A 25,403-nucleotide genomic window follows, 5' to 3' on the forward strand; every position below is an offset into this window, starting at 1 on the left:
GGCGCAAGATCGCATGGACCCGGACATCAACAACAATCCTGACACTCCATATCAGGGAAGAGGAAACAGAATATGAGCAGTCCATCAAATCGTGGCGTTGTATTCAAAGGTCCGGGAAAAGTCGCAATTGAAAACATCGCGTTTCCGGAATTGGCGCTGGGCAATCGCAAATGCCACCATGGCGTCATCCTGAAGGTTATCACCACCAATATCTGTGGCAGTGACCAGCACATGGTGCGTGGCCGCACAACCGCGCCCGAGGGGTTGGTTCTTGGCCATGAAATCACCGGCGTGATCGTCGAAACCGGCCGGGATGTCGAATTCCTTAAGGTCGGTGATGTGTGTTCCGTGCCGTTCAACATTGCCTGCGGGCGTTGCCGCAATTGCAAATCCGGCCTGACGGGCATTTGCCTGAATGTAAATCCGGCCCGTCCGGGCGCTGCTTATGGCTATGTCGATATGGGCGGCTGGGTCGGTGGGCAGGCGGAATATGTTATGGTGCCCTATGCCGACTTCAACCTTCTGAAGTTCCCTGATGCCGATCAGGCGATGGAGAAAATCCGTGACCTGACGCTTCTGTCTGACATCTTCCCGACCGGCTTCCATGGCTGTGTCACGGCGGGTGTTGGTCCGGGCAGCACGGTTTATATCGCCGGTGCCGGTCCGGTTGGTCTGGCGGCGGCGGCATCTGCCCACCTTCTGGGCGCGGCCTGCGTGATTGTTGGCGACATGATCGATGATCGCCTTGCACAGGCGCGCAGCTTTGGCTGTGAAACCATCGATCTTAAAAAAGACATGCCGATGGAAGACCAGCTTGAAGCGATCCTGAATGATCGCGAAGTGGATTGCTTTGTCGATTGCGTCGGCTTTGAGGCCCATGGCTGTGGCTGCAACCACAATCACGAAGCCCCGGCAACCGTTCTGAACTCTGCCATGCAGGTCACCCGTGCCGGTGGTTCGATCGGTATTCCGGGCTTGTACGTGACCGAGGATCCCGGGGCGGTCGACGATGCCGCCAAGGTGGGCGCACTTAGCATGCGGTTTGGTCTGGGCTGGGCAAAATCCCATTCCTTCCATACCGGTCAGTGCCCGGTGATGAAATATCACCGCAACCTGATGCAGGCGATCCTGTTTGAAAAGATCGACATCGCCAAGGCGGTCAATGTGCAGATGATCAATCTTGATCAGGCACCAAAAGGCTATGCCGACTTTGATGGCGGGGCGGCGAAGAAATTTGTCATCGATCCGCATGGCAGTGTCGCTGCCTGACCCGGCAGCTATCAAAAATACATCTCTGGCACCCCGGTCTTTGGCCGGGGGGTTTTGCATCCCCCTGAAACAAAATCGCTGTCAGCACGTTGCGTGGATGGTGCCGGATCAACATTGAATTCGGCCCGCCAAGTCGATTTTGATTTCAGGGGGACCCGATGGGTTCATGGATTGAACAACACGCGACCTTGCTTCAGGTCGGGGTCAGCATCGCAACATTGATGGTCTGGATTTTCTATGCGCAATTGCTGTTTCAAAGCTATCGCCGTGTCAGACGTCCGAAAATCGTCATCAACCAGATGCTTGGCAATTCGGACAAAGCGCGCTTTCTGATCAGCAATATGAGCCAGGAAGCCATCCATATCGACAAGGTGCTTGTTTGTATTGGCGATGAAACGCATCAGGTCTGTGAGCAGGTCACAGACAGCGATCCGGAAGTGGATTTCCAGACCGATCAGGGCAGCAAATCGGCCCATGCCGCGCGTCTTGAGGAACTCACAGTGCAGGGCCCGCTTGAATCCGGCAGATGCATCGAACTGGGCGCGCTGCAAAACCTGATGCGGCGGATCACGCATCAGGCCCGCGCCAGCGATAAAGACACAGGTACTGATCCTGATAAAGCAGTCGGCGAAGGCAAGTACCGCATCGAAATCATCGTGATTGCGGTCTACAGCTCGGAAAAGGGGGTTATTGGTGCCAGCCGGGCCTTTGTCTGTGATCAGGATGGAAAACTTCATCCGGAAGAGGTGCAAACAACGCAGCATGCCGGCTTTTTCGCGCGCAGACGGATGGCGCGCCTGCATGCGCAATATGCCTGATCGGGTTGAGTGCCCCCCAAACGCAAACGGGCCCCGCAAAAGGGGCCCGAAATGTTTGTTCGATTGGTGGCTGTTCCGATCAGGCCGCCGTTTTGGCATCCTCGGACTTGATCACCTTGTGGGTGTCTTCATTCATGCCAAGCTTCCAATAGCTTGAGATATAAAGATCATCCTTGCCAAGGCCGCGCTCCTCGCGGAAGTAGCTGCGCAGTTCCCGCATCGAGGTAAATTCGCACGCTGCCCAGACCGAAAGCCGACCGTCTGCGTGCCAGGGGATGCGTTTGACCACATCGCTCAGGACCGTGTTCTGTTCACCCGGACGCGGATTGATCACCCATTCAATCGTGATGTTGTCGGGCTTTTTCAAATCCTGCATGTCGGCCTCTGACCGGACTTCGATTACGGCATAGCCGCGTGCGTCACCCGGCAGGGTTTCCAGGTTGACCGATACGGCGGGCAGAGCCGTCATATCACCCACAATCAGGAACCAGTCAGCCGTCGGATCAACAAGTTTTTTCGGGCCGGGACCGCCGATGGTGATCACATCGCCGGGCTGGCAATTCACCGCCCAGTTTGACGCGGGGCCGCCATGGTCATGACTGTCCGCAGCATGATCATCATCATTGCCAGCACCATGCATGACGAAATCGATATCGATCTCGCGGCCCTGATCGGTCATGCGGTCATGGCGCACGGTGTATGTCCGGCGCAAAACGCGGCCTTTTTCATCACCCTCAATCGGAAACATCAGTTTGACATAGGCACTTTCCTGATCTTCGGGAAAGTCCTTCATGCCGTCACCGCCAAGGGTAACGCGCAGCATATTGGGGGTGACGTATCCCTTTCTGATCACGGTCAGATCGCGTTGGGAAGGTTTACTCATTTCTTCACTCCTTGGTCCTTTGGGCCACTGGCCGCAAAGTCCAGTTTCTTGCATTTGTGGGTTTCCAGATTGTCGGACATCAGATTGGCGATCTCGACAAAATCATGGATCTGCTGTGGCGTAAGGCCGCTGGTCATTCGGGACCTGACTTCTTTTTCAACAGCGCGGAAATCTTCCATTTTTGCGCTGCCGGCGGCCGTCAAATGCAGGGTTTGGCTCCGTCGATCTTCGGGGTGCGGGCGGCGTTCAATCAGCCCGTCATTTTCAAGTTCTTTCAAAAGCCGCGTGATCCGGCCTTTGTCCTGACCGGACTTTTCGGCCATTTGCTGGGCGGTGATGCCGGGGATTTTGACAATCCATTTCATCACCCGCTTGTGCGAAATTGGCATCGGCATGCTTGCAGCCTGCATCGCATGCATCAGTCTGCGCTTATAGGCATGCACCAGCCGATGCAGGGTTTCACCCGGAACGTGGACCTGATCTTCTTCTGTCATGGCAATCGTTTCTTCCTCACAGGCCAGCCGGGCTGGCAATCAAGCCGGAACGAAGGGCATGGCGGCGTCCTTCGCAAATGATGGCGGAAATAATGGCCGAGCCACTGGCAACCAGCATGATGGTCGCAAGGTCAAAGCCACCACCGGTGCCAATCAGAATGGCGGCAAGGGCCGCACCAACCGACTGGCCGGTCAGGCGCGCAGTCGACAAAAGCCCGCTGGCGCCGCCAGACCGTTCACGCGGCGCACTGGTCAGCATCAGGCGGTTATTGGGCGCCTGAAACAGTCCAAATCCGGCCCCACACAGGGCCAGGGCGGCAATGATCGGCGCCAAGCCACCGGCATCGGCGGCAAGTGTTGTGCCATAAAGCCCGATGGCAAACACCGCCATGCCAATCCCGGTCAGACGGATGGGCGAAAACCTGTCGGCCAACCGTCCGGCAATCGGGGCAATGATCGCGGTCGCCACCGGCCATGGCGTCATCAAAAGACCGGTCATGGTGGCACTTTGTCCCAACACATCGTGGAAATAGAACGGCAGGGTGACGAACGCAATCATCTGCGCACAAAAACCGGTGATCGATGACCCGATGGAGCAGGCAAAGACAGGAATTTTCAACAGATCAAGCGGCAGCATCGGGCGCGTGCGCGATAATTGGCGATGCACCAGAAAGACACCGGCAACAAACGATACTGCAAATTGTGCGCCGATCAGGATCGGGTTGCTTTCAATGCCCATATTGCCAAGGGCCGCGACCAACCCGCCAAAGGTCAGGACATTCAAAAACGCACTGATGAAATCAAACCGTGCTCTGCTTGGCGTATTGAACGGCAGACTGAAATAGCCAATCACGACCGCCAGAACCGACAGCGGCAGATTGATCAAAAACAGCCAGTGCCAACTGGCAACCGCCATGATGGCGGACGCAATGCTGGGCCCGGCGGCGGCCGAAACCGACACCGTCATCGCGATCCAGCCAATCGCCTGGCCGAGTTTCGCATGCGGGAAAACATGGCGCATGATGGCGGCATTGATGCTCATGATCGCAGCCGCCCCAAGGCCCTGTAACACACGCGCTGCGGTCAGAAGCTCGATCGTCGGGGCCATCGCACACAGGGCGGATGCCACCCCGAACAGGGCAACACCACTGAGATAAACCTTGCGAAATCCGATGGCTTCACCAAGGGCTGAAAACGGCAACAGGGCCACCACGATGGCCAACTGATAGGCCGTAATCACCCAGATCGCATGCGCTGGTGTTGCGCCCTGATCATGGGCGATGGCGGGCAGGGCGACATTCATGATCGTGCCATCAAGTACCGCCATCATGATCGTGATCAAAAGGGCGAGGGTGGCATAAATGCGCCGTGGTCCCGGCAATCCATCGGGATGCACTTCGGGGGATATCTTAAGTCGGGGGATATGAGGGATCAGCATGGGGCAGTCTCTTTATCAAATGGTGTGCGCGAAGGGGCCTTTGTTTCAGGCACGGCATGTCGCCTTGGTATCGCGTCGGCAAAGCGTGGGGCGCTTGTGGGGTGCAGACGCGATCCTTAATTGGTTGACAGTATCAACTATATAAAAATGGTTGATGTTGTCAACTTGTTTTCGAGGCTGTCCTTCGGGGTAGTGTTCGGAGATATATTAGATGTGTACCATGGGGGGAATTATTCCGGAGGTAACATGATGCAAAAATCAACCGCAGAGGGGGGCACTTACAATGTCAATATGCCCAATTTCGGCAATCTAGGAACATACAGTGTCGTTGAGATTTTTGTCCAACCGGGGCAGGTGGTTGCGGTTGAACAGCCTCTTTTGACTGTTGAGGCCAACAAGACCTCTTCTGAAGTCAGCGCACCGGTCGAAGGCGTCGTTGGCACCATAATGGTGTCAGTTGGTGATGAGGTGTATTCCGGAGCATGCGTGATGACGATTAACACTTAGCAGGCATTTCAGGGGAGCCAAACGGAAGACAAGGGTGCTTCGGGGGAATAAACAAAGGGACAGATTGATGAAAATGATGATGGTTCTGGGGATCAGTGCGCTGTTTGCAATGGGGACCGCACCGGTGTCGGCGTTCGCGGGGCAGGGGGCAATCGCGTTTGATCAGACGGTTGAACATGGCGGTGGCTGTCGCAAAAGCTCCCCACCCGATCAGTGCTGCCACATGGATCGCAAGGCGGGCACGGTTCATTGCCACTAGGCGGGTGGGCATAGTGCCCGGATCGCTGGGTTATTTCACCCGGTACACATCATAGAAAATGTGTTTCTTGTCGGCGAAATCTTCGTGGTTGGGCAGATAGGGCATCGGGTCTGAATGGGAAATCAGCTCCCACTTTTTTGCCTTGGTGGTGGCCTGAATGGCCTTGAAGAAGGCATCATCATAGAGGTCGGTGCGCTGGGTAAAGCACACAATCCCGCCGCGCTTCACAACCCGGCAAAATTCTGAAAACAGTTGCTTGATTTCGCGCACATAGGTCAGTGTGCCGATACATTGAACGGCGGCAAAGCCATTGTCGCCAAAGGCCAGTGTCTTGTTCATGTCGCGCTTTTTAAGGTGGCGATAAACGCCCTTGGCCTCGGCCGCCTGCAGGGATTCCAGCGACAAATCAATGCCGGTGATATCACGATATCCGGCCTTTGAAAGCTCCAACCCTGTCAGTCCGGTGCCACACCCGGCATCCAGAACGGGTGCGTCACACGGCACCCCGTGCGCAACCATGATGGCCGCGGCCCGCTTGGGCGCGTCATAGCCCATCTTGGGCAAATCCGCATCATAGCTTTCCGCCCACTTGTCGTAATAGGCGGCAAGGGCTTCTGGCCCGGCGTCTGTCATGCGCGTCAGATCCGATGCGCTATCAGAATATCCGGCGCTGCTGGACCTGCCGTCACTGGCATCCGTCATGGCTCACCTCGCTGTTTTTATTCTTGGATTTTTTAAATCTTGGAGGTGGGTATTAAGGCACAACCGCTATCGTAAGGCAAATTTGGGATCTGCGATTTCAGTGAAGGTTATAAGTTGATAGTTCCGTCGATGCTCGAAATAATTGGAAAAAGCGCAATTTGTGGTAGTTTTGTGAAGGTGGGAATTTTCTCTAAATATGCTGTGAAAGATCCATCGATGTGGGATAAAAATGGGTATCTTGCCAAATTTAAGCGATATTGGGCGAGGGCGAACTCCAGTAGTAGACAGGCAATTGAGTTCCGCCTTTATCTCTCATTTTGTAGCGAGTTTTTGGTGCGCGCAGCTTTGGTTCATAAGTCGCCTGTGTTGAATGCAAGCGTTGACGAGGCAAGCCTCAGGTTTGGCGGTGGCATACCTGGCGCAGGCAATGAACGTTCTGTAAAGTTAGAAACCGCCATAGCTCGTTTGAAGCTTTTGGTACCTAACCTAAACGACGAAGAGCATAAGGCTTTGGTGGCCGTTTCAGCATTTCGGAACACCGAGTTGCACAGTGACAAAGATGGTTTCTTGGGAGACCAACTGGAGACCATTAAACCCAGCATCCTATCCGCATTTGTGAAAATCGCAGAATTTATGGATGAAAACCTTGAGGACATTCTTGGCAAACGAGAAGCTGATCAAGCTCGTGAAATATCAAAGCAGATCAGTATCAAAAAGAAGCGCAGAACGGTTGATCTGATTAAGATCGAGAAAGAGAGATTTTTCTCACAGTCACAAGAGGAAATTGATAAGGCGCGAGGTGAAGCTGAGTTCCAGTTCGAGTATATGATTTCCACTAAGGGGCAGCATGTATGGGTCGACAAGTGTCCTGCATGCTCAAGCCGAGCGCTTATCTATGGGCACCCGATAGGTCATGGTGAGCCTTTTTTGAGAAACGAAGAAGTGGTCCAAGAGGTGCGGGTTCAGCCAGATGGTTTAAATTGCAGGTGCTGTAATTTGAAGCTTAAAGGCCTTGATGAAATGATCGCCGCTAATTTTAAGCATGAATACACACATATTGACGCTCTCGATCCATTAGAATTCCATGGAATAGATCCGATGGAGCACGTAGATATCGATAAGATAATTCAGGATTATGAAGAGGATCGTGAAGCTCAGTATTTAAGTTGGCGCGATCTATAAACACCCGCTCAAAAAACACCCACTCAACAAATACCCACCCGTCGGCGCTTCCCAGTCTATCATCTCGCCGAGGCAGTAGGTGCCCGGGCGTTTGATGAGTTGGAAGGTGTCGTCGAGTTCTTCCCAAGCGACACCGCCTGCGGTGCTGATGGCCTCGTCCAGTGGACGGGGCTTTTTGATTTGAAGTTTCAGGTTTTTGATGGCGGTGGCGAGGGCTGCCGGGTCGTTAAGGGTTTCGCGCGGGGTGACTTCGAAAATCAGGGCTGTTTTGGTGGCATCAAGGCCGAGGGTTTTGCGCAGATGGTTGCCCAGCGAGTTTTTGCCGCGCGGCTTTGACAGTCGCGTGGTGACGTCACCCAGCGTGCGGTCGGGGCAGAGGTCGAGTGTGAGGGTGCCAACCCCGGTTTCCAGCCACTGATCGCGCAGCGTTGCCGAGATGGCATAAACCGCACTGCCTTCGATCCCGGTTTTGGAAATGACGAACTCGCCGCGCACGGTTTGATCCCCACAGGTCAGCGTCACGGCCTTGACCGGGGAGCCTGCGCATTTGTCGATCAGATGGTCGGTCCAGTTGAGTTCAAAGCCGCAATTGGCTGGTTTGAACGGGTTGCACTTGATCCCGGCATTGGTCAGGATTTCCATCCATTTGCCGTCTGATCCCAGTCGTTTCCAACTGCCGCCGCCCAAGGCCAGAATGGTGATGTCGGCGGTGGCGGTGACTTCGCCATCGGGTGTTTTGAAAACCGCCTGATCGGCGTCGTTCCAGCCGGTCCAGTAATGACGATAATGGATGGTGCAGCCCAGATCATCAAGCCGCCTTAGCCAGGCGCGCAAAAGCGGGCTTGCCTTCATCGCGGTCGGGAACACCCGGCCTGACGAGCCGACAAAGGTTTCCACACCCAAGCCCGCGCACCATTCGCGGATTTGATTGGGCCCAAATTTGCGCAAATGCGGTTCAAGCCGGGCGCGCGATGTGCCATAGCGGGTCAGGAAGGTTTCAAGATCTTCGCTATGCGTGATGTTAAGCCCCGATTTCCCGGCCATCAGGAACTTGCGCCCGGCACTTGGCATGCCTTCATAGATCGTTACGCCGTAGCCATCACCGGCCAGCCGTTCGGCCGCCATCAGGCCCGCCGGACCGGCACCGATCACCATGGCGGTTTTGCCATTCGGGGCAGGGCGGGCGGGCAGCGCATTCGGCGTATTCGGTGTTGGGCTTGGCATGTGCGGCCTTTGGTGCGGGTTGATATCGGCTGGTTTTAGCGGCTTTGGGTCCTATTGGCAATTTGTCCGGCGTCCGATGGTATGTTGTCGCCGGGTTCGTGGTGCTTGACCCCACAGAGCTCGCTGTTTACCACTGCCATCTTGTAACGCCACCACCAGCCCATCAGGACCACAGCCATGATTACCGGAACCTGGCACACGCCAACCGATGAAGAACTTCTGCGCATTCGCGACATGATGGAAGATGCGCAGTTTTATGACGCGATTGCACGTGTGCCCGATGAGGCCCTAAGCACAGCACTGGCCGGATCAAAGGACACAGCACTTTGGGTGTTTCGCGTTGATCAAAAAGCGGTCGCCTATGTCTATATGACCGAGATGGCGACACGCCTGCCCAAGGTCGATGAGTTTGGCGTGTTTGAACGCGGGCAGGGCTTTGGCAAGGCAGCGTTATCAAGCTTAGCTGCCAAAATTGCGCAAACGCCCGACTATGAAAAGCTGTGGCTGAATGTTGTCGATGGCAATGACAACGCGCTTAATCTGTATCGCAAGGTCGGGTTTGGCGAGGAAAAGTTCATTGCCAAGGGCTGGAAAACGCGGTCTGGCCGGGTGGTGGATCAGGTGCGCATGTGGCTAACACTTGATACGTTGCGCGGCCAGGCTTCCTGAGGCTTGCAGCCTATCGATTATCAATGCGAAACCGGGCCGGGGATACCCCGGCCTTTTTGGTGAAGAAGCGCGAAAAATATCCGGCATCGCGAAAGCCCAGACTATCTCCGATCTGTTGAATGGCGATGTCGGTATAGATCAGGGTCCGCTTGGCTTCCAGCATCAGGCGGTTTTGCACCACCTCGCTTGCGGTCATGCCATAGATGTCCTTGGCAATGCGGTTAAGCTGGGTTGTGGTGACGCCGATTTCACGGGCATAGAAATCAAGCGATTTGTGTTGCTTGTAGAACGTTTCGACCAGCGTTTGAAACTTGCGGAATTTTTCGGCCTTTTGTTCCTGGCGTGACAGGCGTGCCGAATGATCCTGCGGCACGGTGCGCCCGATACCAAGCAACAGCAATCCCAGAATATGACGAAGCGCAAACAGCCGACCGGTATTGTGGCTGTAATATTCGACGGCGAGTTGCGATATCAGGAAATCGGTCGGGCTGTTGGCATCGCCAGAGGATGAGCGCGTATCAACGCAGATCGCCTGATCAAGCCGGGCGAGAAGTTTTGGCGCAGGGGCAAGGATTTCCTGCAAGTGATAATCGGTCAGCGAAATCACCCAGCCATCAATATCATCACTGAATTTAAAGCCATGTACGGTGCCCGGCGGCACGGTGATCAGTTGTCCTGCCTGCATGGTCAGATGTTGGTCATCAAAGCTGATCTCGGCCCTGCCGCGGGTGATATACAGCAGCTGAAACAGGTTGGTATGGCGGTGCGGCTTGATGTGCAGGTCATGCAGGCGCGATCGTTCCGGGATGCTTTCAAGATGAAAGAATTCCGGTTCGGTGACCGGTTGTGGATCGGATGCGGGAACAGTGTCCAGATCATAGCCATCACGTGCGCGGGGGCTGCTTGCCGCGTCGCGTTCGCCGTAAAGCTTATAAATCGGGATGGTGTTGCGCATGGATGCCTTGATCTTGGGTCACCAGACAGGGGATTGGTTGGCAGTAGTTTAGCGTGTTTTGCGACCGACCAAAAGAAAAGCCCGCCAAGATGACGGGCGGGCTTTTCCGAGTTCTGTTAGCATCGCTAATTGCCAAGCAGCGTTGGCACAAACAACGTTAATATCGGCGCAAAGATCAGCAGCAGAATACGAATGATCTCGGCGCCAAAGAACGGCATCACACCGCGGAAGGTCTGGCTCATCGGGACACCCTTGGCGAGTGCGTTGATGATAAACACGTTCAGCCCCACGGGCGGCGTAATCAGCCCCAATTCCACGACAATGAGTGCGAGGATCCCGAACCAGATCTTCAGATCCTCGGTCCCCATGCCATAGGCCGCGGTTGCCGCCGTCGCCCAGTCGCCGCCATTGATATCAACAAGGGCCGGCCAGAAGAACGGGATGACCACGACAATCATCGACAGGCTTTCCATGAAGCAGCCCAGAAGGATCAGGGCAAGCAGCATGAGAACCATGACAAGCCAAGGATCAAAGCCGCTGGTGGCGGCGGCCTCGGCCATATAGGCCGGAAGGTTGGCACGGCTAAAGAAGCCCTTGAGGATTTCCGCACCGAGCAGGATGAAGAAAATCATCGAGGATGTGATGGCGGTGTCTTTAAGCGACTGGCGCAGACCTTTCCAGGTCAGCCCGCCTTTGCCGCGAATACGCATATAGACGCCGTACACCAGAATGGCGAACACGCCCACGCCCGCCGCCGGTGTCGGGGTAAACAGGCCGGCACCGAGCCCCAGAATGATTGAGCCAAAGATCACCATCACCGGGATCAGGCGCAGCAGGGCTTCCTTGCGCTCAGCGGCCGGCATCGGTTCCGGTTTGGGGGCCAGTGACGGGTTCAGGCGCACCTGAATGGCAATCACCGCCATAAAGAACAGAACCGCAATCAGGCCCGGAATGATGGCCGCCTGGAACATCTGAATGATCGATGCCTCAACCGTGACCGCGTAAATCACCAGCGCCACCGATGGCGGGATCAGAATGCCAAGCGTCCCGCCCGCAGCCAGCGTACCGGTTGCTAGACGCGGCGAGTATTTCAGGCGGTCAAGCTCGGGCAGGGCGACCTTGCCCATGGTCGATGCGGTGGCAAGCGATGATCCACACACCGCACCAAAACCAGCACATGCCCCGATGGCCGCCATGGCAACACCACCGCGGAAACGGCCGAGGATGGCGTTTACACCCTGAAACAGATCGCGCGACAGGTTGGCCTGACTTGCCAGATAGCCCATCAAAACAAACAGCGGCACGACCGAAAGTTCATAGTTCGACACAATCCCGTACAGCAGGGATTTGAACTGCTGCAGATAGGGATCAAAGCGCAGGAACGGGAAAAACAGGCTGAGCACATAGTTGCCGCCAATGCCGACCCCAACCATGGCGAGGCCGACGGGCACGCGCAGTGCCAGGATGACAAAGAGAAGGGCAAGGCCACCAAGGCCGATCAATTCACGTTCAGACATCGGCCTCTCTCTCGAAAATCTGGTTTCCGGCAATTGCCGCCCACAGGAACATCGCAATGATGCCCGGGACATAGAACGGCCAGATCGGCCAGCCCAAAATTGCCGAAAGGGTATTGTCGCTGCGCACTTCAATCAGGCCATTGACCATCATATACCCCAGGAACAGGGCGAGTGCGGTCATCAGAACGGCAGACAGGGTGTCGACCATCCGCGCAAACCAGTCGGGAAACATCTTGATGAAAACATCCACTGCGACATGGCCACGATGTGCCTGACAATAAGGGAAAAACATCAACGCCGCCGAACTGACGATCATGCTGACAAAGTCCTCATAGCCGATGATGGCCGGGACGTTGGCATCAAACAGCCGGGCGATCTTGTCGAGACCAAAGGCGGTCACGTTTACGATCGTAACAATCGAGATCAGCAGGGCAAGCATGCCACCGGCAACAGCAAGCCACGAAGCGGCCTTGTAGAGCACGTTTTTCATATCTCTAACATTCTTGCGGGAACAGAGGGTCACGTATCAGGTGTCTCCATGATACGTGACCCCACAAGATTTACCAACAACGACGGGATGTTACTTGGTGTGGCTCTGAACAGCGGCCTTGGCATCTTCGACAAGTTTCGCGCCATCAATGCCGTTGGATTTGGCTTCTTCGATCCAGCGATCAACAACAGATGCAGACGCATCGTCAAAGGTTGCCTTTTCGGCAGCGGTGATCTGAACGACCTGGCCTTTGCCTTCGTTGACCATGCGCTTGCCGACTTCTTCAACGCCGTTAAATACGTCACCGATTTCGGCTGCAAAATCACGGCCGGAGTTACGGTCGATGATTTCTTTCAGGTCATCTGGCAGGCTCTCATACCGGTCCTTGTTCATCGCAAACAGGAAGGTCGAGGTGCCAAAGCGTGAATTTACGCCTTCGCCTTCGACAGAATAGGAAATCAGTTCAGCCAGTTTCAGCGGCGGCACAACTTCGAACGGCACCAGGCCGCCATCAACCACGCCAAGCGACATGGCCTGCGGCAGGGCAGGAACCGGCATGCCAACCGGCTCTGCACCCCAGGATTCAATTACCCAGGAACCGGTACGGGTCGGGGTGCGCAGCTTCAGACCCTTGACGTCATCAACCGTGCGGACTTCCTTGCTGGTCAGGTGGATGGCCTGACCGGCATGCACGTGAACGGCAAGCGGGTGAATGTCAGTAAGGTCTTCGGCATATTCATCGCGAAGATCCCACATCGCAAGGTTGGTTGCGCGTGCATCGCCAAGGTGAACACCCGGAAGTTCAAATACTTCAAGGCGCGGGAATACGCCCGGGGTGTAACCCGGAAGGGTCCAGACGATGTCGGCAACGCCGTCACGGACCTGACGATACAGTTCCGGCGGATTACCACCCAGCGACATGGACGGGAAGATTTCAAACTTGATACGGCCGTTTGATTCTTCTTCGATTTTCTTGGCCCACGGTTCAATCATTTTCGACTGGGCCGGTGCTTTCGGACCCAGGAAATGGTGGACGGTCAGGGTGACTTCCTGTGCGTGTGCGCCGAACGACACCATCGTCGCGACAGCTGCACCGGCAAGCAATTTGGTGATCTGTTTCATTCTCTTCCTCCTTTGAACGTCTTGTCGCGTTCATTGCGCTGACAAACGTTCAGCCACGATGCGCATCTAGCGTGCGAAGTTTTCCAAGAGTTCTTTTTGTTATTGTTTTTGTTCTTCTTTTTATCACATGACTTGCGTTTGGCGCATTTCAGCCATGTCGAATTAAAGGCAATCTAATCGGTACGTGATGGTTATGTATAATGATATGTAAGCACATATCCATAACCAAATGATTATCCTTTCGCCCCTGCCTGCGCGCTGTGATGACGTTGTGCTTCTTCGCGCACAGCATTGATCAGCATTTCAACCGGCGGCGAAATTGGCGAATCAATTCTGGTCGTCAGGCCAACGGGACCAAAGGTATCGCTGGTATCGATCGGCAGTTCGACCAGATGCCCTTCGGCAATGTCGGATGCCACAGCCCCGTTCGAAATGATCCAGATCGCATCGGTTTCACGCGTAAAAGCACGCCCGAAAGATGTCGAAACGGTTTCGATACGGTCGGGGATCGCACCAATGCCATGCGCAATCAGCATCTTGTCGACCGTTGGGTGAATAATCGCGTGTTTGGGCGGTACCAGAACGGTGAATTCGCGAATGCGGGTAATGTCCGGGTTCTTGTCGGCCAGCAACGGATGGCCCGGCCGCGCAACCAGCGAGATATGCTCGGAATATAAATGTATGAACGACAATCCCGACATCTGATCGGGTTCGGCCAGTCGTCCGACCACCAGATCAAGTTCACCCACACGTAATTGTCCCATCAACATCACGTTCGGACCAGCCACGACCTTGACCGTGGTATCGGGGCTCAGCGTTTTGAAATGGCGGATGGCGTTGGGCATCACGCTTGCCGCCACCGTTGGCAGAACCCCAAGATTGATCGAAAGTCCGCCTTGCATGCGCACCTGACTGATGCTGTCGACACCTTGGCGAAGCGCCGTAACACTTGCCCCGGCATAGCGCAGGAAAACCTTGCCGAAATCGGTCAGGGTGACACCGCGCTTTGATCGGTCAAACAGCCGCGCGTCAAGATGTTCTTCCAGCTCGCGAATGGTTTTGGAAACAGCGGGTTGGGTGATCGAAAGCGTATCGGCGGCCTTGACGACACTGCGTTGGCGCGCGACCTCAAGAAAGCAGGTCAGATGGCGGAATTTAATGCGTTGATCAAGCATGGGCGCCCTATACATCAACAGTTTAGAATGTTCTTATGGCTGGTTCATGCATAATTATATAGTTATGCAAATTACGCAATTCCTCATTTTACATAACCAAAACCATCTGCGAATGTGAGGACAAACAAGCAGGGTGGAAACGATAATGAGTCTGCAAGTCGCCCCGGTCAACGGGACACACATTCATTACAGCCAGTCAGGCCCGAAAAACGGCCCGGCACTGGTCTTTGCAAATTCTCTGGGGACGGATCTTCGCATCTGGGATGATGTCGTTGATGCGCTTTCCTCTACGTTCAACATCGTGACCTATGACAAACGCGGGCATGGCCTGTCGGGGATTGGTGATGCGCCTTATGACGTCGCGCTGCATGCCAATGATCTGATCGGGTTGCTTGATTACCTTGGCATTGATCAGGTGATCATTTGCGGTCTGTCTGTTGGCGGTCTGATCGCCCAGAAAGTGACCGAGCTGGTGCCAAACCGTGTGCGGGGTCTGATCCTTTGCGATACCGCCGCCAAGCTTGGCGATTATGACAGCTGGAACACCCGGATCGAGGCGATCAAGGCCGACGGGATTGCGTCCATGGGTGATGCGATCATGGAACGCTGGCTGTCGCCGACCTTCCGCAAGGAACGGGTTCTCGAAACCGCGATGTATCGTGACATGCTGGTGCGCACCACGATCGAGGGTTACGTCGGGACCTGTATTGCGCTGCGCGATGGTGATCTGCGCGATGCGGCGGGAAAAATTGCTGTGCCGACATTATGTATCTGTGGATCGGAAGATCTGGCAACGCCGCCCGATGTGGTGCGCGCCATGGCATCAATGATCCCCAATGCCGAATTCGAATTGATTGACGGGGTCGGGCATCTGCCATGCATCGAAACCCCGGAATTGCTGACCCGGTTGATCGACCGATTTACCAAGGAGAAGAACCTTGTCTGAGAGCCGGTATGACGTTGGCATGAAAACCCGCCGTTCCGTCCTGGGCGATGCACATGTGGATCGCGCCACCCAAAAAATTACGGAAATCGACGAAGGTTTTCAGCGCTATATCACCGAGAATGTCTGGAACGGTGTCTGGACAAGCGACGCCTTCACCAAGCGTGAACGCTCCATCGTGACCATCGCGCTGCTTGCAGGGCTTGGTCACGAAGAAGAACTTGCGATGCATATTCGCGCCACACTCAATACCGGGGCAACACGCGACGATATCCGTGAAACCCTGATGCATGTTGCGGTTTATGCCGGCGTTCCCGCCGCCAATACGGCCTTCCGCATTGCCAAACAAACCTATGCCGAGATCGACGCGGCATCAGACGCGTCACCCAAGGGAGAGTAAGCCTCATGTCCACCTTTAAACCGCGTGACTGGGGCTCCCACGCCCCCTATATCGCACCCGGTTACAAATCGACCCTGTTGCGTGGTCCGACCCAGGCACCACTTGCCATCAAATCGGGTTTGACCGAGGGCACCGGTCCGCGCTTTGCGCCGGCTTCTGTGCGTGAACTTGATTTCGATCTGACCAAAAACGGTGTCGTCAATGGTGAGCCGCTTGGCGAACGCATTGTCGTGCATGGTCGGGTGATGGATACCGATGGTCGTCCGCAGCCCAATATCCTGGTCGAAGTCTGGCAGGCGAACGCAGCAGGCCGTTACGTGCACAAGGTCGATCAGCATGATGCGCCGCTCGATCCGAACTTCCGCGGGTCGGGGCGTTGCTTTACCGATGATCAGGGCAATTACAAATTCTATACCATCAAGCCGGGCGCCTATCCGTGGGGCAACCACTTCAATGCTTGGCGTCCGAACCATATTCACCTGTCGTTGTTTGGTCCGGGCTTTGCCACCCGTCTTGTGACCCAGATGTATTTCCCGGGTGATCCGTTGCTTGATCTCGATCCGATTTTCCTTGGGACTGAGGACGCAGCGGCCCGTGAACGCCTGATTGCCAAATTCTCGATCGACAAGACCGAGGAGGGCTTTGCCCTTGGTTATCAGTTCGACATTGTCCTGCGTGGACGCAACGGCACCCCGATGGAGAATTAAGTCATGGCTTATGGTGAAACCCCCTCACAGACGGTTGGTCCGTATTTCGCCTATGGCTTGACCGCAGGCCAGTACGCATACGACTTTACCGACATTGCCGATCCGACCGTCGCCGGCCCGGATGCCAAAGGTGAACATATCCGCATTACTGGTACCGTCTTTGATGGCGACGGCAATCCGGTCAATGATGCAATGATCGAAATCTGGCAGGCCGACGCCGACGGCAATTACAACGAAAAGCCGATTGATGTGGCTGATACCGGATTCCGGGGGCTTGGCCGCTGCGGCACCGGCACGGATGCGAAGCTGTGCTTCTGGTTTGATACGGTAAAGCCTGGTGTTGTCGAAGATGCCGAGGCGCCGTTTGTCAACGTCATCGTCTTCATGCGCGGCATGCTGGTTCACGCCTTTACCCGTTTTTACTTCGATGACGAGGCGGATCTGAATGCCAAGGACCCTGTTTTGCAGTCGGTGCCAGCGGATCGTCGCGACACCCTGATTGCCAAGCGTGTCGAAACCCCGACGGGGATTGAATACCGGATCGATATTCACATGCAGGGGGACGCGGAAACCGTGTTCTTCGACGTGTAAGTCGATCTGGCCCGATGGCTGCGTCCGCTGCTTTGGGGAAAGCCGGCGGTCGCAGCCATCGACCTGAATTTCCTGCACTACCGGGGCAATTGCCCCGCGTTTCTAATGTTTTGGATTGATGCCACAGGAGTTTTGCCGTGGTTGCACGTTTCATGTCGCTTAAAGAAGCAGTCGCATCCTGCGTTAAGGATGGCGACACCATCTCGATGGAAGGCTTTACCCATCTGATCCCGCATGCCGCAGGGCACGAGATTATCCGTCAGGGCATCAAGAACCTGACCTTGGTCCGCATGACGCCTGATGTGATCTATGATCAGTTGATCGGGGCCGGTTGTGCCAAGAAGCTGATCTTTTCCTGGGGCGGGAACCCCGGTGTTGGCTCGTTGCACCGTCTGCGCGATGCCTATGAAAAAAGCTGGCCGACCAAGCTTGAGATCGAAGAACACAGCCACGCGGCGATGGCCAACGCCTATGACGCGGGTGCTGCGGGCCTGCCTTGCGCAGTGTTTAAGGGCTATCGCGGGGCGGAACTGCCGCGCGTGAACCCGAGCATCAAGTTCATCGAATGCCCTTTCACCGGTGAAAGCCTGGCGGCCGTTCCGGCGATCCGCCCGGACGTCACCGTCGTGCATGCCCAGAAAGCCAACAAAAAGGGCGACGTCCTGTTTGAAGGTATTGTCGGTGTGCAGAAAGAAGCTGTTCTGGCGGCCAAGAAATCCATCATCACCGTCGAAGAGATTGTTGATGATTTCGGCGATATTTCGCCAAATGCCGTCATGCTGCCGAACTGGGCGGTGACTGCGATTGTTGAAGTGCCGGGTGGGGCGCATCCGTCCTATGCCCAAGGATATTATAAGCGCGACAACGCGTTCTATAAGGCATGGGATCCGATTGCACGTGATCGCGAAACGTTCCAGGCCTGGCTCGAAGAGCATGTCATTAATGGCGGTCCCGAAGATTTCGCGGCCAAGCGTGAAGCAAACAAAGGCTAAGCGGAGGAAAAATCATGGTTGAATATACCCCGACTGAAATGATGACGGTATCCGCTGCACGCGCGCTTAAAAACGACGATGTGTGCTTTGTTGGCATTGGGATGCCGTCGGCTGCGTGCAACTTGGCACGCTTGACCCATGCGCCGGACATTACGCTTATTTATGAAAGCGGCACGATCGGCACCAAGCCCGATGTCCTGCCGCTGTCGATTGGTGATGGCGAGCTGTGCGAAACCGCTGTCAACACGGTCGCCGTGCCGGAAATGTTCCGTTACTGGCTTCAGGGTGGCAAGATTTCGGTTGGCTTCCTTGGTGCGGCCCAGCTTGATAAGTATGGCAACATCAACACCACCGTGATTGGTGATTACGACAACCCCAAAGTCCGCCTGCCGGGCGGCGGTGGTGCGCCGGAAATTGCGACCAGCTGTGGCGAAGTGTTCCTTGTGATGAAGCAAAGCAAGCGTGGCTTTGTTGAAAAGATCGATTTCGTGACATCGCTTGGTCACGGCAAGGGTGGCAATGATCGTGCATCTTACGGCGTTGATACCAAGGGGCCGTCGCGTCTGATCACCGATCTTTGCATCATGGAACCGCATCCGGTGGGCAAGCAATTCGTTGTGACCTCGATCCATCCGGGCGTAACCCGCGAAGAAATCATCGAAAATACCGGTTGGGATGTTGAGTTTGCCGACGAAGTCGCGGAAACTGCGATCCCGTCCGAGAAAGAATTGCAGGTTCTGCGTGAACTGCATGCTCGTACCGCCAAGGCCCATGGGGACCAGCAGTAAGAGCAATAATAAGGATCTTAGAAATGGCTGACGCATATATTTGCGATTATATCCGCACCCCGATTGGCCGCTTTGGTGGCAGCCTGTCGCAGGTGCGCGCCGATGATCTTGGCGCTGTTCCGCTCAAGGCGCTGATCGACCGCAATCCGGATCTGGATTTTGCCGCTGTTGACGATGTCATCTTTGGCTGTGCCAACCAGGCTGGTGAAGACAACCGCAACGTTGCGCGTATGTCTTCGCTTTTGGCAGGGCTACCGGAAACAGTGACCGGAACCACGGTCAACCGTCTGTGCGGTTCGGGCATGGATGCGATCATTATGGCCGCACGTGCCATCAAATCGGGCGAAGCCGATCTGATGATTGCCGGTGGCGTTGAGAGCATGTCACGTGCGCCGTTTGTCATGCCAAAGGCGACGTCAGCATTTTCGCGCAATGCGGAGATTTATGACACCACCATCGGCTGGCGCTTCGTCAACCCGGTGATGAAGAAACAGTACGGCGTGGATTCCATGCCCGAAACCGGCGAAAACGTTGCCGAGGACTTCAAGATTTCCCGCGAAGATCAGGACACCTTTGCCGCCCGGTCGCAGGACAAGGCGGTCGCCGCACAGGAAAATGGTAATCTGGGCGAGGAAATCACCCCGGTCACCATTCCGCAGCGTAAAGGCGATGCCATTGTCGTGGACAAGGATGAACATCCGCGTCCGGGCACCACGGCCGAAAAACTTGCCAAATTGCCGACCCCGTTCCGCGAAGGCGGTTCGGTTACGGCCGGTAACGCATCGGGTGTCAATGACGGGGCTGCGGCCCTGATCATCGCATCCGAGGCCGCTGTCAAAAAATACGGCCTGACCCCGATTGCACGGGTTGTTGGTGGCGCGACTGCGGGTGTTGCACCGCGCATCATGGGCTTTGGCCCGGCACCGGCATCGAAAAAACTTCTCGCGCGTCTTGGCTGGTCGACAGAGCAGCTTGACGTGATCGAACTGAACGAAGCCTTTGCTTCACAAGGGCTTGCGACGCTTCGTGATCTTGGCATTGCTGATGACGACGCACGTGTGAACCCGAATGGTGGCGCGATTGCCCTTGGTCATCCGTTGGGTATGTCGGGTGCACGTATCACCGGCACGGCTGCGCTTCAGATGAAACGTTCTGGTGGCAAGCGGGCGCTGGCAACCATGTGCATTGGTGTCGGTCAGGGGATTGCGATTGCGCTTGAAGCTGTTTAAGGCTGATGGCTGATTGATCTTGAAAAAGGTGCCCCTGTGCCGATTGTCGGGCAGGGGCTTCTTTTTGCGTTATTGACCAATATGGTTGCTGGCGCGACACTATCGACTTGATTTCACACCTGTTTGAACGGTGGATGACCCCTGATGAGCGTTTCGCCCTTTGACTCTGCCCTGCTTGGAAATCTGTTTTCCGATCCGGAGATCGCGGCCCTGTTTGATGACCGGGCACAGATTGCATCCATGCTGCTTTTTGAATCGGCCCTTGCCGCGGCCGAGGCGCGCGCAGGTGTGATCCCCGAAAAAAGTGCCACCCGCATCGCCGAAGTCTGCCGTGATTTTACGCCCGATCCGGCAAGCCTTGCGACTGCAACGGCCAGTGCCGGTGTGCCTGTGCCGGCCCTTGTTAAGGCGCTCAAGGCGGAAATTGGCGGTGAAGATGCGCGCTATGTCCATTTTGGCGCCACCAGCCAGGATGTGGTTGATAGCGCACTTGTCCTGCAGCTGCGCGATGCGGTTGCGATTATCCGTCGCCGCATTCGCAAACTGGCCAAGGCGCTGTATGCCCATGCCGATACCCATCGCACAACAGTGATGATCGGTCGGACGCGATCCCAACAGGCTGTCCCGACGACCTTTGGTCTCAAGGCTGCCGGATGGCTCGCACCGCTTGTGCGGATTGATCACCGGATTGATACCCTGTCATCGGATTTGTTGCGGATTTCGTTTGGCGGGGCTGCTGGCACATTGGCCTCGATCGGGGTGAAGGCCGCAGACGTCGAAAGCAATCTTTCCGAAGAACTTGATCTTCCGCTTGCCGATATGCCCTGGCATGCGCAGCGTGACGTCCTTGTTGATTTCGCAAGCCAGTTAACAGCGTTAACCGGCGCGCTTGGCAAGATGGGGCAGGACTTGGTTCTGCTGGCACAGTCCGAAATTGCCGAGGTTCAACCGGGCAAGGGCGGCGGGTCATCGACCATGCCGCATAAATCCAATCCGGTGCAGGCGGAAATGCTGGTGACACTGGCACGTTTCAATGCTGGACTGCTGGGCACCTTTGCCCAGGCGCAGCTCCATGATCATGAACGAAGCGGGGCAAGCTGGCTTCTGGAATGGCTGACCTTGCCGCAGATCATTACCGCAACCGGTGCGGCACTTGCGCAGGCGGTTGATATGGTGCCGGATCTTAAAATCAATGCCGGGCGTATGGCCGAAAACCTTGAACTGTCACGCGGGGCGATGCTGGCAGAGGCCGCGACATTTGCGCTGGCCGATCACCTTGGCCGCGATGCGGCAGATAAGTTGGTCAAAGATGCGATTGCCAAGTCGGCAGAAAACGCATCGAACCTGTTTGATGAATTGCCAAAACTGACCGAGGCCCCGGTGGATTGGGCGCATATCCGTAACCCGGTCAATTATATCGGGCAGTCGGATGTGTTTATCGATCGTGTTTTGGGGGCCGCCAAGCGTGGCTTGCGCGACTAGGAAAAAGGCTGCCGGATGGCAGCCTTTTTTGTGTGTGATACGGTGATTTGGTTCAGCGTGTTGCGCGCAGGCGCTTTTCGACCGCGTAATTATGGATTGGTACGCCGGCGACTTCGAAATCGCGCCGCTCCACAACGCCAAAGCCCTGTTTAAGCAGGAAGGATTTGGCAAATTCACTGGCCTCGGAATAAAGCTTGCCGATATCCTGTTTACGCGCGTGCGCTTCAAGCGCGTCGTACAGCTTTGTCACAATACCTTTGCCCGCAAAATCGGGCAGGGCATACAGAAACCCGATATGGCCATCGGCCTCGACATCGCCAAATGCGACAACCTGATCATTGCCATCAACCGCGACAAGACTGAACCGTCCATCTGTCATGATTTCGATAAACCGTTCCGGCGTCGGCAGCAGCTTTGCCCACACCGCAACCTGTTCGGGATTATAGGCGTTGGGGCCAATTTCCGTAACGGAGTGGCGGTAAATCTCGACCAAGGCCGTGGCATCACTGTTCGCAAACGGACGAATTGTGATCATTCTTGTGGTCCCCATGCCGTATCAAAGAACTGACATTCAAGATCGGTTGCACGATTGAAATAGGACAGGCATTCGGCGCGGTCTCCATCTGACAGTGACGGTCCAACCTGATCCAGTTGGCTATTCAGATAGGCAACCACACTTTCAAAATACACCCCGACATGCAGATCAATCCATTCGGCGTACCAGAAATCATCGGGGCGTTTGGCGATGGTCTTGTTGACCCGATCCGCCCAGCCAAGATAGGTGCCCTCGGCAACGGCCAGAACGGCCAGCATATTGGCGTAACTGTTGCTGTCCGTGGCGTCTTTCATAAGTTGTTTGAACGCTGCTGTTGCCTGCCAGTCCGGCATGTTTTCACGTGCATCATCGGATACGCCAAGGGCGACAAAGGATCGTTCGAAATAGGTGTTTTCTTCGCCCGTGACCAGGGCAAGGAACTGACACCCCGGAATGCGATCCTTCAGGCTTGGTGCGCGCGATACGGCCGCGGCCAACAGGGCAACAAACCGATCAATAAACCGGTGATCCTGAATAAGATAATTTTCAAGATTGGCCTTGGGCAGGGCGGCATCACCCCAGGCATCGGTAAAGACATGGTGGGTTACCGCACGCCATTGATCCGCACAGGATGCCTTCAGCCAGTCTGAAAACGCACCATTCGGATTGGTTTGACACCATGACGGAAAATCCGGGACGGCTTTTGCGGTGTTGCTCATATCTGCGCGTTTCCTGAGGAGCTTGATATCATTTGGGTTTTGAACTTTTGGCATGGTCGCAACCATTGGGCAAGCCACGAAATAGGGCATCCGCCAAAGTACCGATCCGCATGGAGGCGATTGATAAGTATCAAAGTAATCGATTGGATTATAATGTTATAAATCACTCCATCAGAGCTTTTCCCAAGGAGGAAGTTATGGCGAATGTTGGAACTCTGGACCGTGTTGTCCGTGCGATTGCCGGTGTTGTTTTGCTGGCCATTCCGTTTGTTTCGGCCACGCCCGAAGGTGGCGGCATGGCCTATGGCGTTTACGGCTGGGTGATGATTGCTGCCGGTGTTGTCATGTTGGCGACTGCGGCACTGCGTTTTTGCCCGCTTTACATGCTGTTTGGCCTGCGGACCTGTCCGCTTTCCAAATAAGGTAATAAACGGCGTTTGAAACCGGAATATTCCGTTCGATCTGTTGTTGTTTGAACGTTATGCTGGCGTCCGTAGATCTCTGCGGTATGTTGGATAGACGTGCTGTTGATGCCCACACTTGGGCACGGCGACCAGCAACGACGAACGGAATATAAAAATGAAACGCCTGAGTGATGAACTGACTGTATCCCCGCAAATGCCGCTTGCCGCGATTGACGAAATCGCTGCGGCCGGTTTCAAGACCATCATTTGCAACCGCCCGGATGGCGAAGATCCCGGGCAGCCGTCATTTTCCGAAGTCGCCGCCAAGGCCGAGGCTGCCGGTATGAAGGCGATCTTCCAGCCCGTCGCAAGCGGCAATGTGTCGGATGCGGATGCAGATGCCTTTGCAGCCAATTTGGCCGCCGCCGAAAAGCCCATCTTTGCCTATTGCCGCAGTGGTACACGCTGCACGATCCTGTGGTCGCTGGCCAATGCCGGGCAGAAGCAGGTTGGCGATATCGTCAAGGCCGCGGCGGAGGCCGGATATGATATTGCGCCGCTGGCACCGCGGATTGCAGCACGCGGCTAAGCTGTTTGAATTTGCAGGTTATGCGGTGCGTTGCTGTGCAAAAAACGCAGTGAGCATCGCATAAATTGCACTATTGCTTTTGTGCGTTTCATGACGATATGTCCGCGCATGCTGTATCTGGCATGGTTTTATCAAGTGGCACCGGTATGACGTCAAACGCAGACCAACTTTCCAACATCAGATTTCGATTGGCAAAGAGCGATGATCTCGACGCCCTGTGCGAGATCGAAAACCGGTCCTTTGAAGTCGACCGACTGACCCGGCGTGCCTTCAAACGTTTCGTCGGCAGTGAGACCGCGCGTTTGACCGTGGCAGAAACCACAAAGGACGGGGGCGTTGTTGTTGGCTACGCGTTGGTGATTTTTCGCAGCAACGTCGCACTTGCGCGCCTTTATTCGATGGCGGTGTCACCTGATCAGCGCGGGCAGGGGATTGGTCGTGCCCTGATTGAACGGGCCGAAGAACTCAGCCTTGATTTCGGCACACCGATCCTGCGTCTTGAAGTCAGCCAGAAAAACAAGGATGCGATCCGGCTTTTCAAATCGGTCGGATATCGCGAATTTGCACTTTATCCGGATTATTATCCCGATCATTCCAATGCGCTTCGCATGGAAAAGGTATTGGTTCCCAATGCCATGCATTTGCCATCGCCGATCCATTTCTATCACCAGACCCTGCCATTTACCTGTGGTCCGGCGGCCTTGATGATGGCGATGAATGCGCTGGATCAGGATATCGAACTTGATCGTAATCTTGAGATCGCGCTGTGGCGCGAAGCCACCACGATCTTCATGACGTCTGGCCACGGCGGCTGTGGCCCGCTGGGTCTGGCGTTGGCGGCGCACAAGCGCGGCTTTGATGTCGAAGTGCTGAGCAGCCGGGACGGGCCGTTATTCGTTGATACGGTGCGAAAGCCGAAAAACCGCGAAGTGGTCGAACTGGTCCATTACGACTTTGCCCGTCAGGCACTTGATGCCGGTATTTCGGTTACGACCGGCCCGTTTGGCATTGCCGAGATCGAAGAACGCACCAAACAGGGCAAAATGGCCCTGGTCCTGATCAGCCAATACCGCATTTATGGCGATAAAATCCCGCACTGGGTGGTAGTTTCGGGCTTTGATGACCGGTTTGTCTATGTCAGCGATCCCGATATTGGCGAAGACCATGAACCCTATACCGGCAGTGACTGTCTGTCCGTGCCGATCTTGCGTCACGAGTTTGATCTGATGGCGCGTTATGGCCGCGATAAACTGCAAGCCGCCGTCTTCATTGACAAAAAGGCCGGGTAAAAACCCGGCCTTTTGCTTTTATGGAATGCTG

At 55.4% G+C, this 25,403-nt stretch carries 29 protein-coding genes; 17 read left to right on the forward strand and 12 right to left on the reverse strand.

From position 1 onward, the window contains the following. The first annotated feature begins 72 nt into the window (after window positions 1-72). Together fdhA and AUQ41_RS04025 are read left to right on the forward strand one after the other, a co-directional pair. Window positions 73-1,269, forward strand: coding sequence for a formaldehyde dehydrogenase, glutathione-independent (gene fdhA / locus AUQ41_RS04020; RefSeq protein ID WP_008891913.1), 1,197 nt, complete (start codon window positions 73-75; stop codon window positions 1,267-1,269). 158 nt (window positions 1,270-1,427) lie between these two features. Then, the gene (locus tag AUQ41_RS04025; RefSeq protein WP_063086886.1) at window positions 1,428-2,087 is read left to right on the forward strand and encodes a hypothetical protein; all 660 of its coding nucleotides are present in this window, start codon (window positions 1,428-1,430) and stop codon (window positions 2,085-2,087) included. Between the two features lie 79 nt (window positions 2,088-2,166). On the opposite strand, the gene AUQ41_RS04030 is transcribed toward AUQ41_RS04025, so the two are convergent. From AUQ41_RS04030 to AUQ41_RS04040, 3 genes are read right to left on the reverse strand one after another with little or no spacing between them, the layout of a single operon-like run. Continuing rightward, window positions 2,167-2,970 (reverse strand): siderophore-interacting protein, encoded by an 804-nt coding sequence (locus AUQ41_RS04030; protein WP_063086887.1) that lies wholly within the window; start codon window positions 2,968-2,970, stop codon window positions 2,167-2,169. Beyond that, window positions 2,967-3,464 (reverse strand): MarR family winged helix-turn-helix transcriptional regulator, encoded by a 498-nt coding sequence (locus AUQ41_RS04035; RefSeq protein ID WP_063086963.1) that lies wholly within the window; start codon window positions 3,462-3,464, stop codon window positions 2,967-2,969. The genes AUQ41_RS04030 and AUQ41_RS04035 overlap by 4 nt, the downstream gene beginning before the upstream one ends. Before the next feature lie 16 nt (window positions 3,465-3,480). Beyond that, window positions 3,481-4,902 (reverse strand): MFS transporter, encoded by a 1,422-nt coding sequence (locus AUQ41_RS04040; protein WP_083952791.1) that lies wholly within the window; start codon window positions 4,900-4,902, stop codon window positions 3,481-3,483. A gap of 246 nt (window positions 4,903-5,148) precedes the next feature. Between AUQ41_RS04040 and AUQ41_RS04045 the strand changes: the two genes are divergently transcribed. Both AUQ41_RS04045 and AUQ41_RS04050 read left to right on the forward strand, forming a co-directional pair. After that, on the forward strand, window positions 5,149-5,409 hold the full coding sequence (locus AUQ41_RS04045) for an acetyl-CoA carboxylase biotin carboxyl carrier protein subunit (protein WP_063086888.1): 261 nt from the start codon (window positions 5,149-5,151) through the stop codon (window positions 5,407-5,409). Between the two features lie 67 nt (window positions 5,410-5,476). Next, window positions 5,477-5,668, forward strand: coding sequence for a hypothetical protein (locus tag AUQ41_RS04050; RefSeq protein WP_063086889.1), 192 nt, complete (start codon window positions 5,477-5,479; stop codon window positions 5,666-5,668). A 30-nt stretch (window positions 5,669-5,698) separates the two neighbouring features. Here AUQ41_RS04050 and AUQ41_RS04055 read toward each other — a convergent pair whose 3' ends face one another. Then, complete coding sequence (locus AUQ41_RS04055) at window positions 5,699-6,370, reverse strand: class I SAM-dependent methyltransferase (RefSeq protein WP_063086890.1); 672 nt, start codon at window positions 6,368-6,370, stop codon at window positions 5,699-5,701. Between the two features lie 129 nt (window positions 6,371-6,499). Here AUQ41_RS04055 and AUQ41_RS04060 point away from each other — a divergent pair, with 129 nt between their 5' ends. Continuing rightward, window positions 6,500-7,552, forward strand: a complete 1,053-nt coding sequence (locus AUQ41_RS04060) for a hypothetical protein (protein ID WP_083952789.1) — start codon at window positions 6,500-6,502, stop codon at window positions 7,550-7,552. On the opposite strand, the gene AUQ41_RS04065 is transcribed toward AUQ41_RS04060, so the two are convergent. Then, window positions 7,547-8,776 carry a TIGR03862 family flavoprotein gene (locus tag AUQ41_RS04065; RefSeq protein WP_063086892.1) on the reverse strand — a complete coding sequence of 410 codons (1,230 nt, stop codon included), beginning with the start codon at window positions 8,774-8,776 and terminating at the stop codon, window positions 7,547-7,549. The genes AUQ41_RS04060 and AUQ41_RS04065 overlap by 6 nt on opposite strands. Before the next feature lie 177 nt (window positions 8,777-8,953). On the opposite strand from AUQ41_RS04065, the gene AUQ41_RS04070 reads away from it, so the two are divergent. Next, complete coding sequence (locus AUQ41_RS04070) at window positions 8,954-9,445, forward strand: GNAT family N-acetyltransferase (protein ID WP_063086893.1); 492 nt, start codon at window positions 8,954-8,956, stop codon at window positions 9,443-9,445. A 10-nt stretch (window positions 9,446-9,455) separates the two neighbouring features. On the opposite strand, the gene AUQ41_RS04075 is transcribed toward AUQ41_RS04070, so the two are convergent. The 5 genes from AUQ41_RS04075 to pcaQ all read right to left on the reverse strand — a co-directional run bounded on the left by AUQ41_RS04075 (window position 9,456) and on the right by pcaQ (window position 14,704). Next, window positions 9,456-10,400: a helix-turn-helix domain-containing protein gene (locus AUQ41_RS04075; RefSeq protein ID WP_063086894.1), complete on the reverse strand. Its 945-nt coding sequence runs from the start codon at window positions 10,398-10,400 to the stop codon at window positions 9,456-9,458. Window positions 10,401-10,525: 125 nt separating this feature from the next. Continuing rightward, on the reverse strand, window positions 10,526-11,917 hold the full coding sequence (locus AUQ41_RS04080) for a TRAP transporter large permease (protein ID WP_063086895.1): 1,392 nt from the start codon (window positions 11,915-11,917) through the stop codon (window positions 10,526-10,528). Further along, a complete protein-coding gene (locus AUQ41_RS04085; protein ID WP_063086896.1) occupies window positions 11,910-12,407 on the reverse strand; it encodes a TRAP transporter small permease in 498 nt (165 codons plus the stop codon). The genes AUQ41_RS04080 and AUQ41_RS04085 overlap by 8 nt, the downstream gene beginning before the upstream one ends. Window positions 12,408-12,497: 90 nt before the next feature. After that, window positions 12,498-13,529, reverse strand: coding sequence for a TRAP transporter substrate-binding protein (locus AUQ41_RS04090; protein ID WP_063086897.1), 1,032 nt, complete (start codon window positions 13,527-13,529; stop codon window positions 12,498-12,500). A gap of 233 nt (window positions 13,530-13,762) precedes the next feature. Then, window positions 13,763-14,704, reverse strand: coding sequence for a pca operon transcription factor PcaQ (gene pcaQ / locus AUQ41_RS04095; RefSeq protein WP_008891899.1), 942 nt, complete (start codon window positions 14,702-14,704; stop codon window positions 13,763-13,765). A gap of 145 nt (window positions 14,705-14,849) precedes the next feature. Between pcaQ and pcaD the strand changes: the two genes are divergently transcribed. The 8 genes from pcaD to pcaB all read left to right on the forward strand — a co-directional run bounded on the left by pcaD (window position 14,850) and on the right by pcaB (window position 21,836). Then, on the forward strand, window positions 14,850-15,650 hold the full coding sequence (pcaD, locus tag AUQ41_RS04100; RefSeq protein WP_083952788.1) for a 3-oxoadipate enol-lactonase: 801 nt from the start codon (window positions 14,850-14,852) through the stop codon (window positions 15,648-15,650). Then, window positions 15,643-16,047, forward strand: a complete 405-nt coding sequence (pcaC, locus tag AUQ41_RS04105; protein WP_008891897.1) for a 4-carboxymuconolactone decarboxylase — start codon at window positions 15,643-15,645, stop codon at window positions 16,045-16,047. Before pcaD ends, pcaC begins: the two co-directional genes overlap by 8 nt. 5 nt (window positions 16,048-16,052) lie before the next feature. Further along, on the forward strand, window positions 16,053-16,754 hold the full coding sequence (gene pcaH / locus AUQ41_RS04110) for a protocatechuate 3,4-dioxygenase subunit beta (protein ID WP_008891896.1): 702 nt from the start codon (window positions 16,053-16,055) through the stop codon (window positions 16,752-16,754). A gap of 3 nt (window positions 16,755-16,757) precedes the next feature. Next, on the forward strand, window positions 16,758-17,345 hold the full coding sequence (pcaG, locus tag AUQ41_RS04115; RefSeq protein WP_063086898.1) for a protocatechuate 3,4-dioxygenase subunit alpha: 588 nt from the start codon (window positions 16,758-16,760) through the stop codon (window positions 17,343-17,345). A gap of 137 nt (window positions 17,346-17,482) precedes the next feature. Beyond that, window positions 17,483-18,337: a CoA transferase subunit A gene (locus AUQ41_RS04120; RefSeq protein ID WP_063086899.1), complete on the forward strand. Its 855-nt coding sequence runs from the start codon at window positions 17,483-17,485 to the stop codon at window positions 18,335-18,337. A 14-nt stretch (window positions 18,338-18,351) separates the two neighbouring features. Next, window positions 18,352-19,125 (forward strand): CoA-transferase subunit beta, encoded by a 774-nt coding sequence (locus AUQ41_RS04125; RefSeq protein ID WP_008891893.1) that lies wholly within the window; start codon window positions 18,352-18,354, stop codon window positions 19,123-19,125. Window positions 19,126-19,148: 23 nt separating this feature from the next. Then, window positions 19,149-20,354 (forward strand): 3-oxoadipyl-CoA thiolase, encoded by a 1,206-nt coding sequence (gene pcaF, locus AUQ41_RS04130; protein WP_063086900.1) that lies wholly within the window; start codon window positions 19,149-19,151, stop codon window positions 20,352-20,354. A 144-nt stretch (window positions 20,355-20,498) separates the two neighbouring features. Further along, on the forward strand, window positions 20,499-21,836 hold the full coding sequence (pcaB, locus tag AUQ41_RS04135) for a 3-carboxy-cis,cis-muconate cycloisomerase (protein ID WP_063086901.1): 1,338 nt from the start codon (window positions 20,499-20,501) through the stop codon (window positions 21,834-21,836). Between the two features lie 52 nt (window positions 21,837-21,888). Here pcaB and AUQ41_RS04140 read toward each other — a convergent pair whose 3' ends face one another. Together AUQ41_RS04140 and AUQ41_RS04145 are read right to left on the reverse strand one after the other, a co-directional pair. Next, complete coding sequence (locus AUQ41_RS04140) at window positions 21,889-22,371, reverse strand: GNAT family N-acetyltransferase (protein WP_083952787.1); 483 nt, start codon at window positions 22,369-22,371, stop codon at window positions 21,889-21,891. Continuing rightward, on the reverse strand, window positions 22,368-23,090 hold the full coding sequence (locus AUQ41_RS04145) for a TenA family protein (protein WP_063086903.1): 723 nt from the start codon (window positions 23,088-23,090) through the stop codon (window positions 22,368-22,370). The genes AUQ41_RS04140 and AUQ41_RS04145 overlap by 4 nt, the downstream gene beginning before the upstream one ends. A 197-nt stretch (window positions 23,091-23,287) precedes the next feature. Between AUQ41_RS04145 and AUQ41_RS04150 the strand changes: the two genes are divergently transcribed. The 3 genes from AUQ41_RS04150 (at window position 23,288) to AUQ41_RS04160 (ending at window position 25,372) form a co-directional block, all read left to right on the forward strand. Continuing rightward, entirely contained in the window at window positions 23,288-23,512 is a 225-nt protein-coding gene (locus tag AUQ41_RS04150; RefSeq protein WP_063086904.1) for a DUF2892 domain-containing protein, read from the forward strand. A 157-nt stretch (window positions 23,513-23,669) separates the two neighbouring features. After that, on the forward strand, window positions 23,670-24,083 hold the full coding sequence (locus tag AUQ41_RS04155) for a TIGR01244 family sulfur transferase (RefSeq protein WP_063086905.1): 414 nt from the start codon (window positions 23,670-23,672) through the stop codon (window positions 24,081-24,083). Between the two features lie 188 nt (window positions 24,084-24,271). Next, a complete protein-coding gene (locus tag AUQ41_RS04160) occupies window positions 24,272-25,372 on the forward strand; it encodes a peptidase C39 family protein (RefSeq protein ID WP_232308305.1) in 1,101 nt (366 codons plus the stop codon). The last annotated feature ends 31 nt before the right edge of the window (window positions 25,373-25,403 follow it).

This window comes from Thalassospira sp. MCCC 1A02898, assembly GCF_001618185.1.
In the GTDB taxonomy this organism is placed as follows: domain Bacteria; phylum Pseudomonadota; class Alphaproteobacteria; order Rhodospirillales; family Thalassospiraceae; genus Thalassospira; species Thalassospira tepidiphila.

What these genes read in the sequence shown, in the direction of transcription:
- AUQ41_RS04155 (WP_063086905.1), top strand. Translation starts at nt 23,670, where the DNA reads ATGAAACGCCTGAGTGATGAACTGACTGTATCCCCGCAAATGCCGCTT.
- pcaD (WP_083952788.1), top strand. Translation starts at nt 14,850, where the DNA reads ATGAGTCTGCAAGTCGCCCCGGTCAACGGGACACACATTCATTACAGC.
- pcaG (WP_063086898.1), top strand. Translation starts at nt 16,758, where the DNA reads ATGGCTTATGGTGAAACCCCCTCACAGACGGTTGGTCCGTATTTCGCC.
- AUQ41_RS04065 (WP_063086892.1), bottom strand. Translation starts at nt 8,776, where the DNA reads ATGCCAAGCCCAACACCGAATACGCCGAATGCGCTGCCCGCCCGCCCT.
- AUQ41_RS04075 (WP_063086894.1), bottom strand. Translation starts at nt 10,400, where the DNA reads ATGCGCAACACCATCCCGATTTATAAGCTTTACGGCGAACGCGACGCG.
- AUQ41_RS04070 (WP_063086893.1), top strand. Translation starts at nt 8,954, where the DNA reads ATGATTACCGGAACCTGGCACACGCCAACCGATGAAGAACTTCTGCGC.
- pcaB (WP_063086901.1), top strand. Translation starts at nt 20,499, where the DNA reads ATGAGCGTTTCGCCCTTTGACTCTGCCCTGCTTGGAAATCTGTTTTCC.
- AUQ41_RS04050 (WP_063086889.1), top strand. Translation starts at nt 5,477, where the DNA reads ATGAAAATGATGATGGTTCTGGGGATCAGTGCGCTGTTTGCAATGGGG.
- AUQ41_RS04090 (WP_063086897.1), bottom strand. Translation starts at nt 13,529, where the DNA reads ATGAAACAGATCACCAAATTGCTTGCCGGTGCAGCTGTCGCGACGATG.
- pcaQ (WP_008891899.1), bottom strand. Translation starts at nt 14,704, where the DNA reads ATGCTTGATCAACGCATTAAATTCCGCCATCTGACCTGCTTTCTTGAG.
- AUQ41_RS04125 (WP_008891893.1), top strand. Translation starts at nt 18,352, where the DNA reads ATGGTTGAATATACCCCGACTGAAATGATGACGGTATCCGCTGCACGC.
- pcaH (WP_008891896.1), top strand. Translation starts at nt 16,053, where the DNA reads ATGTCCACCTTTAAACCGCGTGACTGGGGCTCCCACGCCCCCTATATC.
- AUQ41_RS04030 (WP_063086887.1), bottom strand. Translation starts at nt 2,970, where the DNA reads ATGAGTAAACCTTCCCAACGCGATCTGACCGTGATCAGAAAGGGATAC.
- AUQ41_RS04040 (WP_083952791.1), bottom strand. Translation starts at nt 4,902, where the DNA reads ATGCTGATCCCTCATATCCCCCGACTTAAGATATCCCCCGAAGTGCAT.
- AUQ41_RS04150 (WP_063086904.1), top strand. Translation starts at nt 23,288, where the DNA reads ATGGCGAATGTTGGAACTCTGGACCGTGTTGTCCGTGCGATTGCCGGT.
- fdhA (WP_008891913.1), top strand. Translation starts at nt 73, where the DNA reads ATGAGCAGTCCATCAAATCGTGGCGTTGTATTCAAAGGTCCGGGAAAA.
- pcaF (WP_063086900.1), top strand. Translation starts at nt 19,149, where the DNA reads ATGGCTGACGCATATATTTGCGATTATATCCGCACCCCGATTGGCCGC.
- AUQ41_RS04025 (WP_063086886.1), top strand. Translation starts at nt 1,428, where the DNA reads ATGGGTTCATGGATTGAACAACACGCGACCTTGCTTCAGGTCGGGGTC.
- AUQ41_RS04045 (WP_063086888.1), top strand. Translation starts at nt 5,149, where the DNA reads ATGATGCAAAAATCAACCGCAGAGGGGGGCACTTACAATGTCAATATG.
- AUQ41_RS04145 (WP_063086903.1), bottom strand. Translation starts at nt 23,090, where the DNA reads ATGAGCAACACCGCAAAAGCCGTCCCGGATTTTCCGTCATGGTGTCAA.
- AUQ41_RS04060 (WP_083952789.1), top strand. Translation starts at nt 6,500, where the DNA reads ATGCTCGAAATAATTGGAAAAAGCGCAATTTGTGGTAGTTTTGTGAAG.
- AUQ41_RS04080 (WP_063086895.1), bottom strand. Translation starts at nt 11,917, where the DNA reads ATGTCTGAACGTGAATTGATCGGCCTTGGTGGCCTTGCCCTTCTCTTT.
- AUQ41_RS04055 (WP_063086890.1), bottom strand. Translation starts at nt 6,370, where the DNA reads ATGACGGATGCCAGTGACGGCAGGTCCAGCAGCGCCGGATATTCTGAT.
- AUQ41_RS04085 (WP_063086896.1), bottom strand. Translation starts at nt 12,407, where the DNA reads ATGAAAAACGTGCTCTACAAGGCCGCTTCGTGGCTTGCTGTTGCCGGT.
- AUQ41_RS04035 (WP_063086963.1), bottom strand. Translation starts at nt 3,464, where the DNA reads ATGACAGAAGAAGATCAGGTCCACGTTCCGGGTGAAACCCTGCATCGG.
- AUQ41_RS04140 (WP_083952787.1), bottom strand. Translation starts at nt 22,371, where the DNA reads ATGATCACAATTCGTCCGTTTGCGAACAGTGATGCCACGGCCTTGGTC.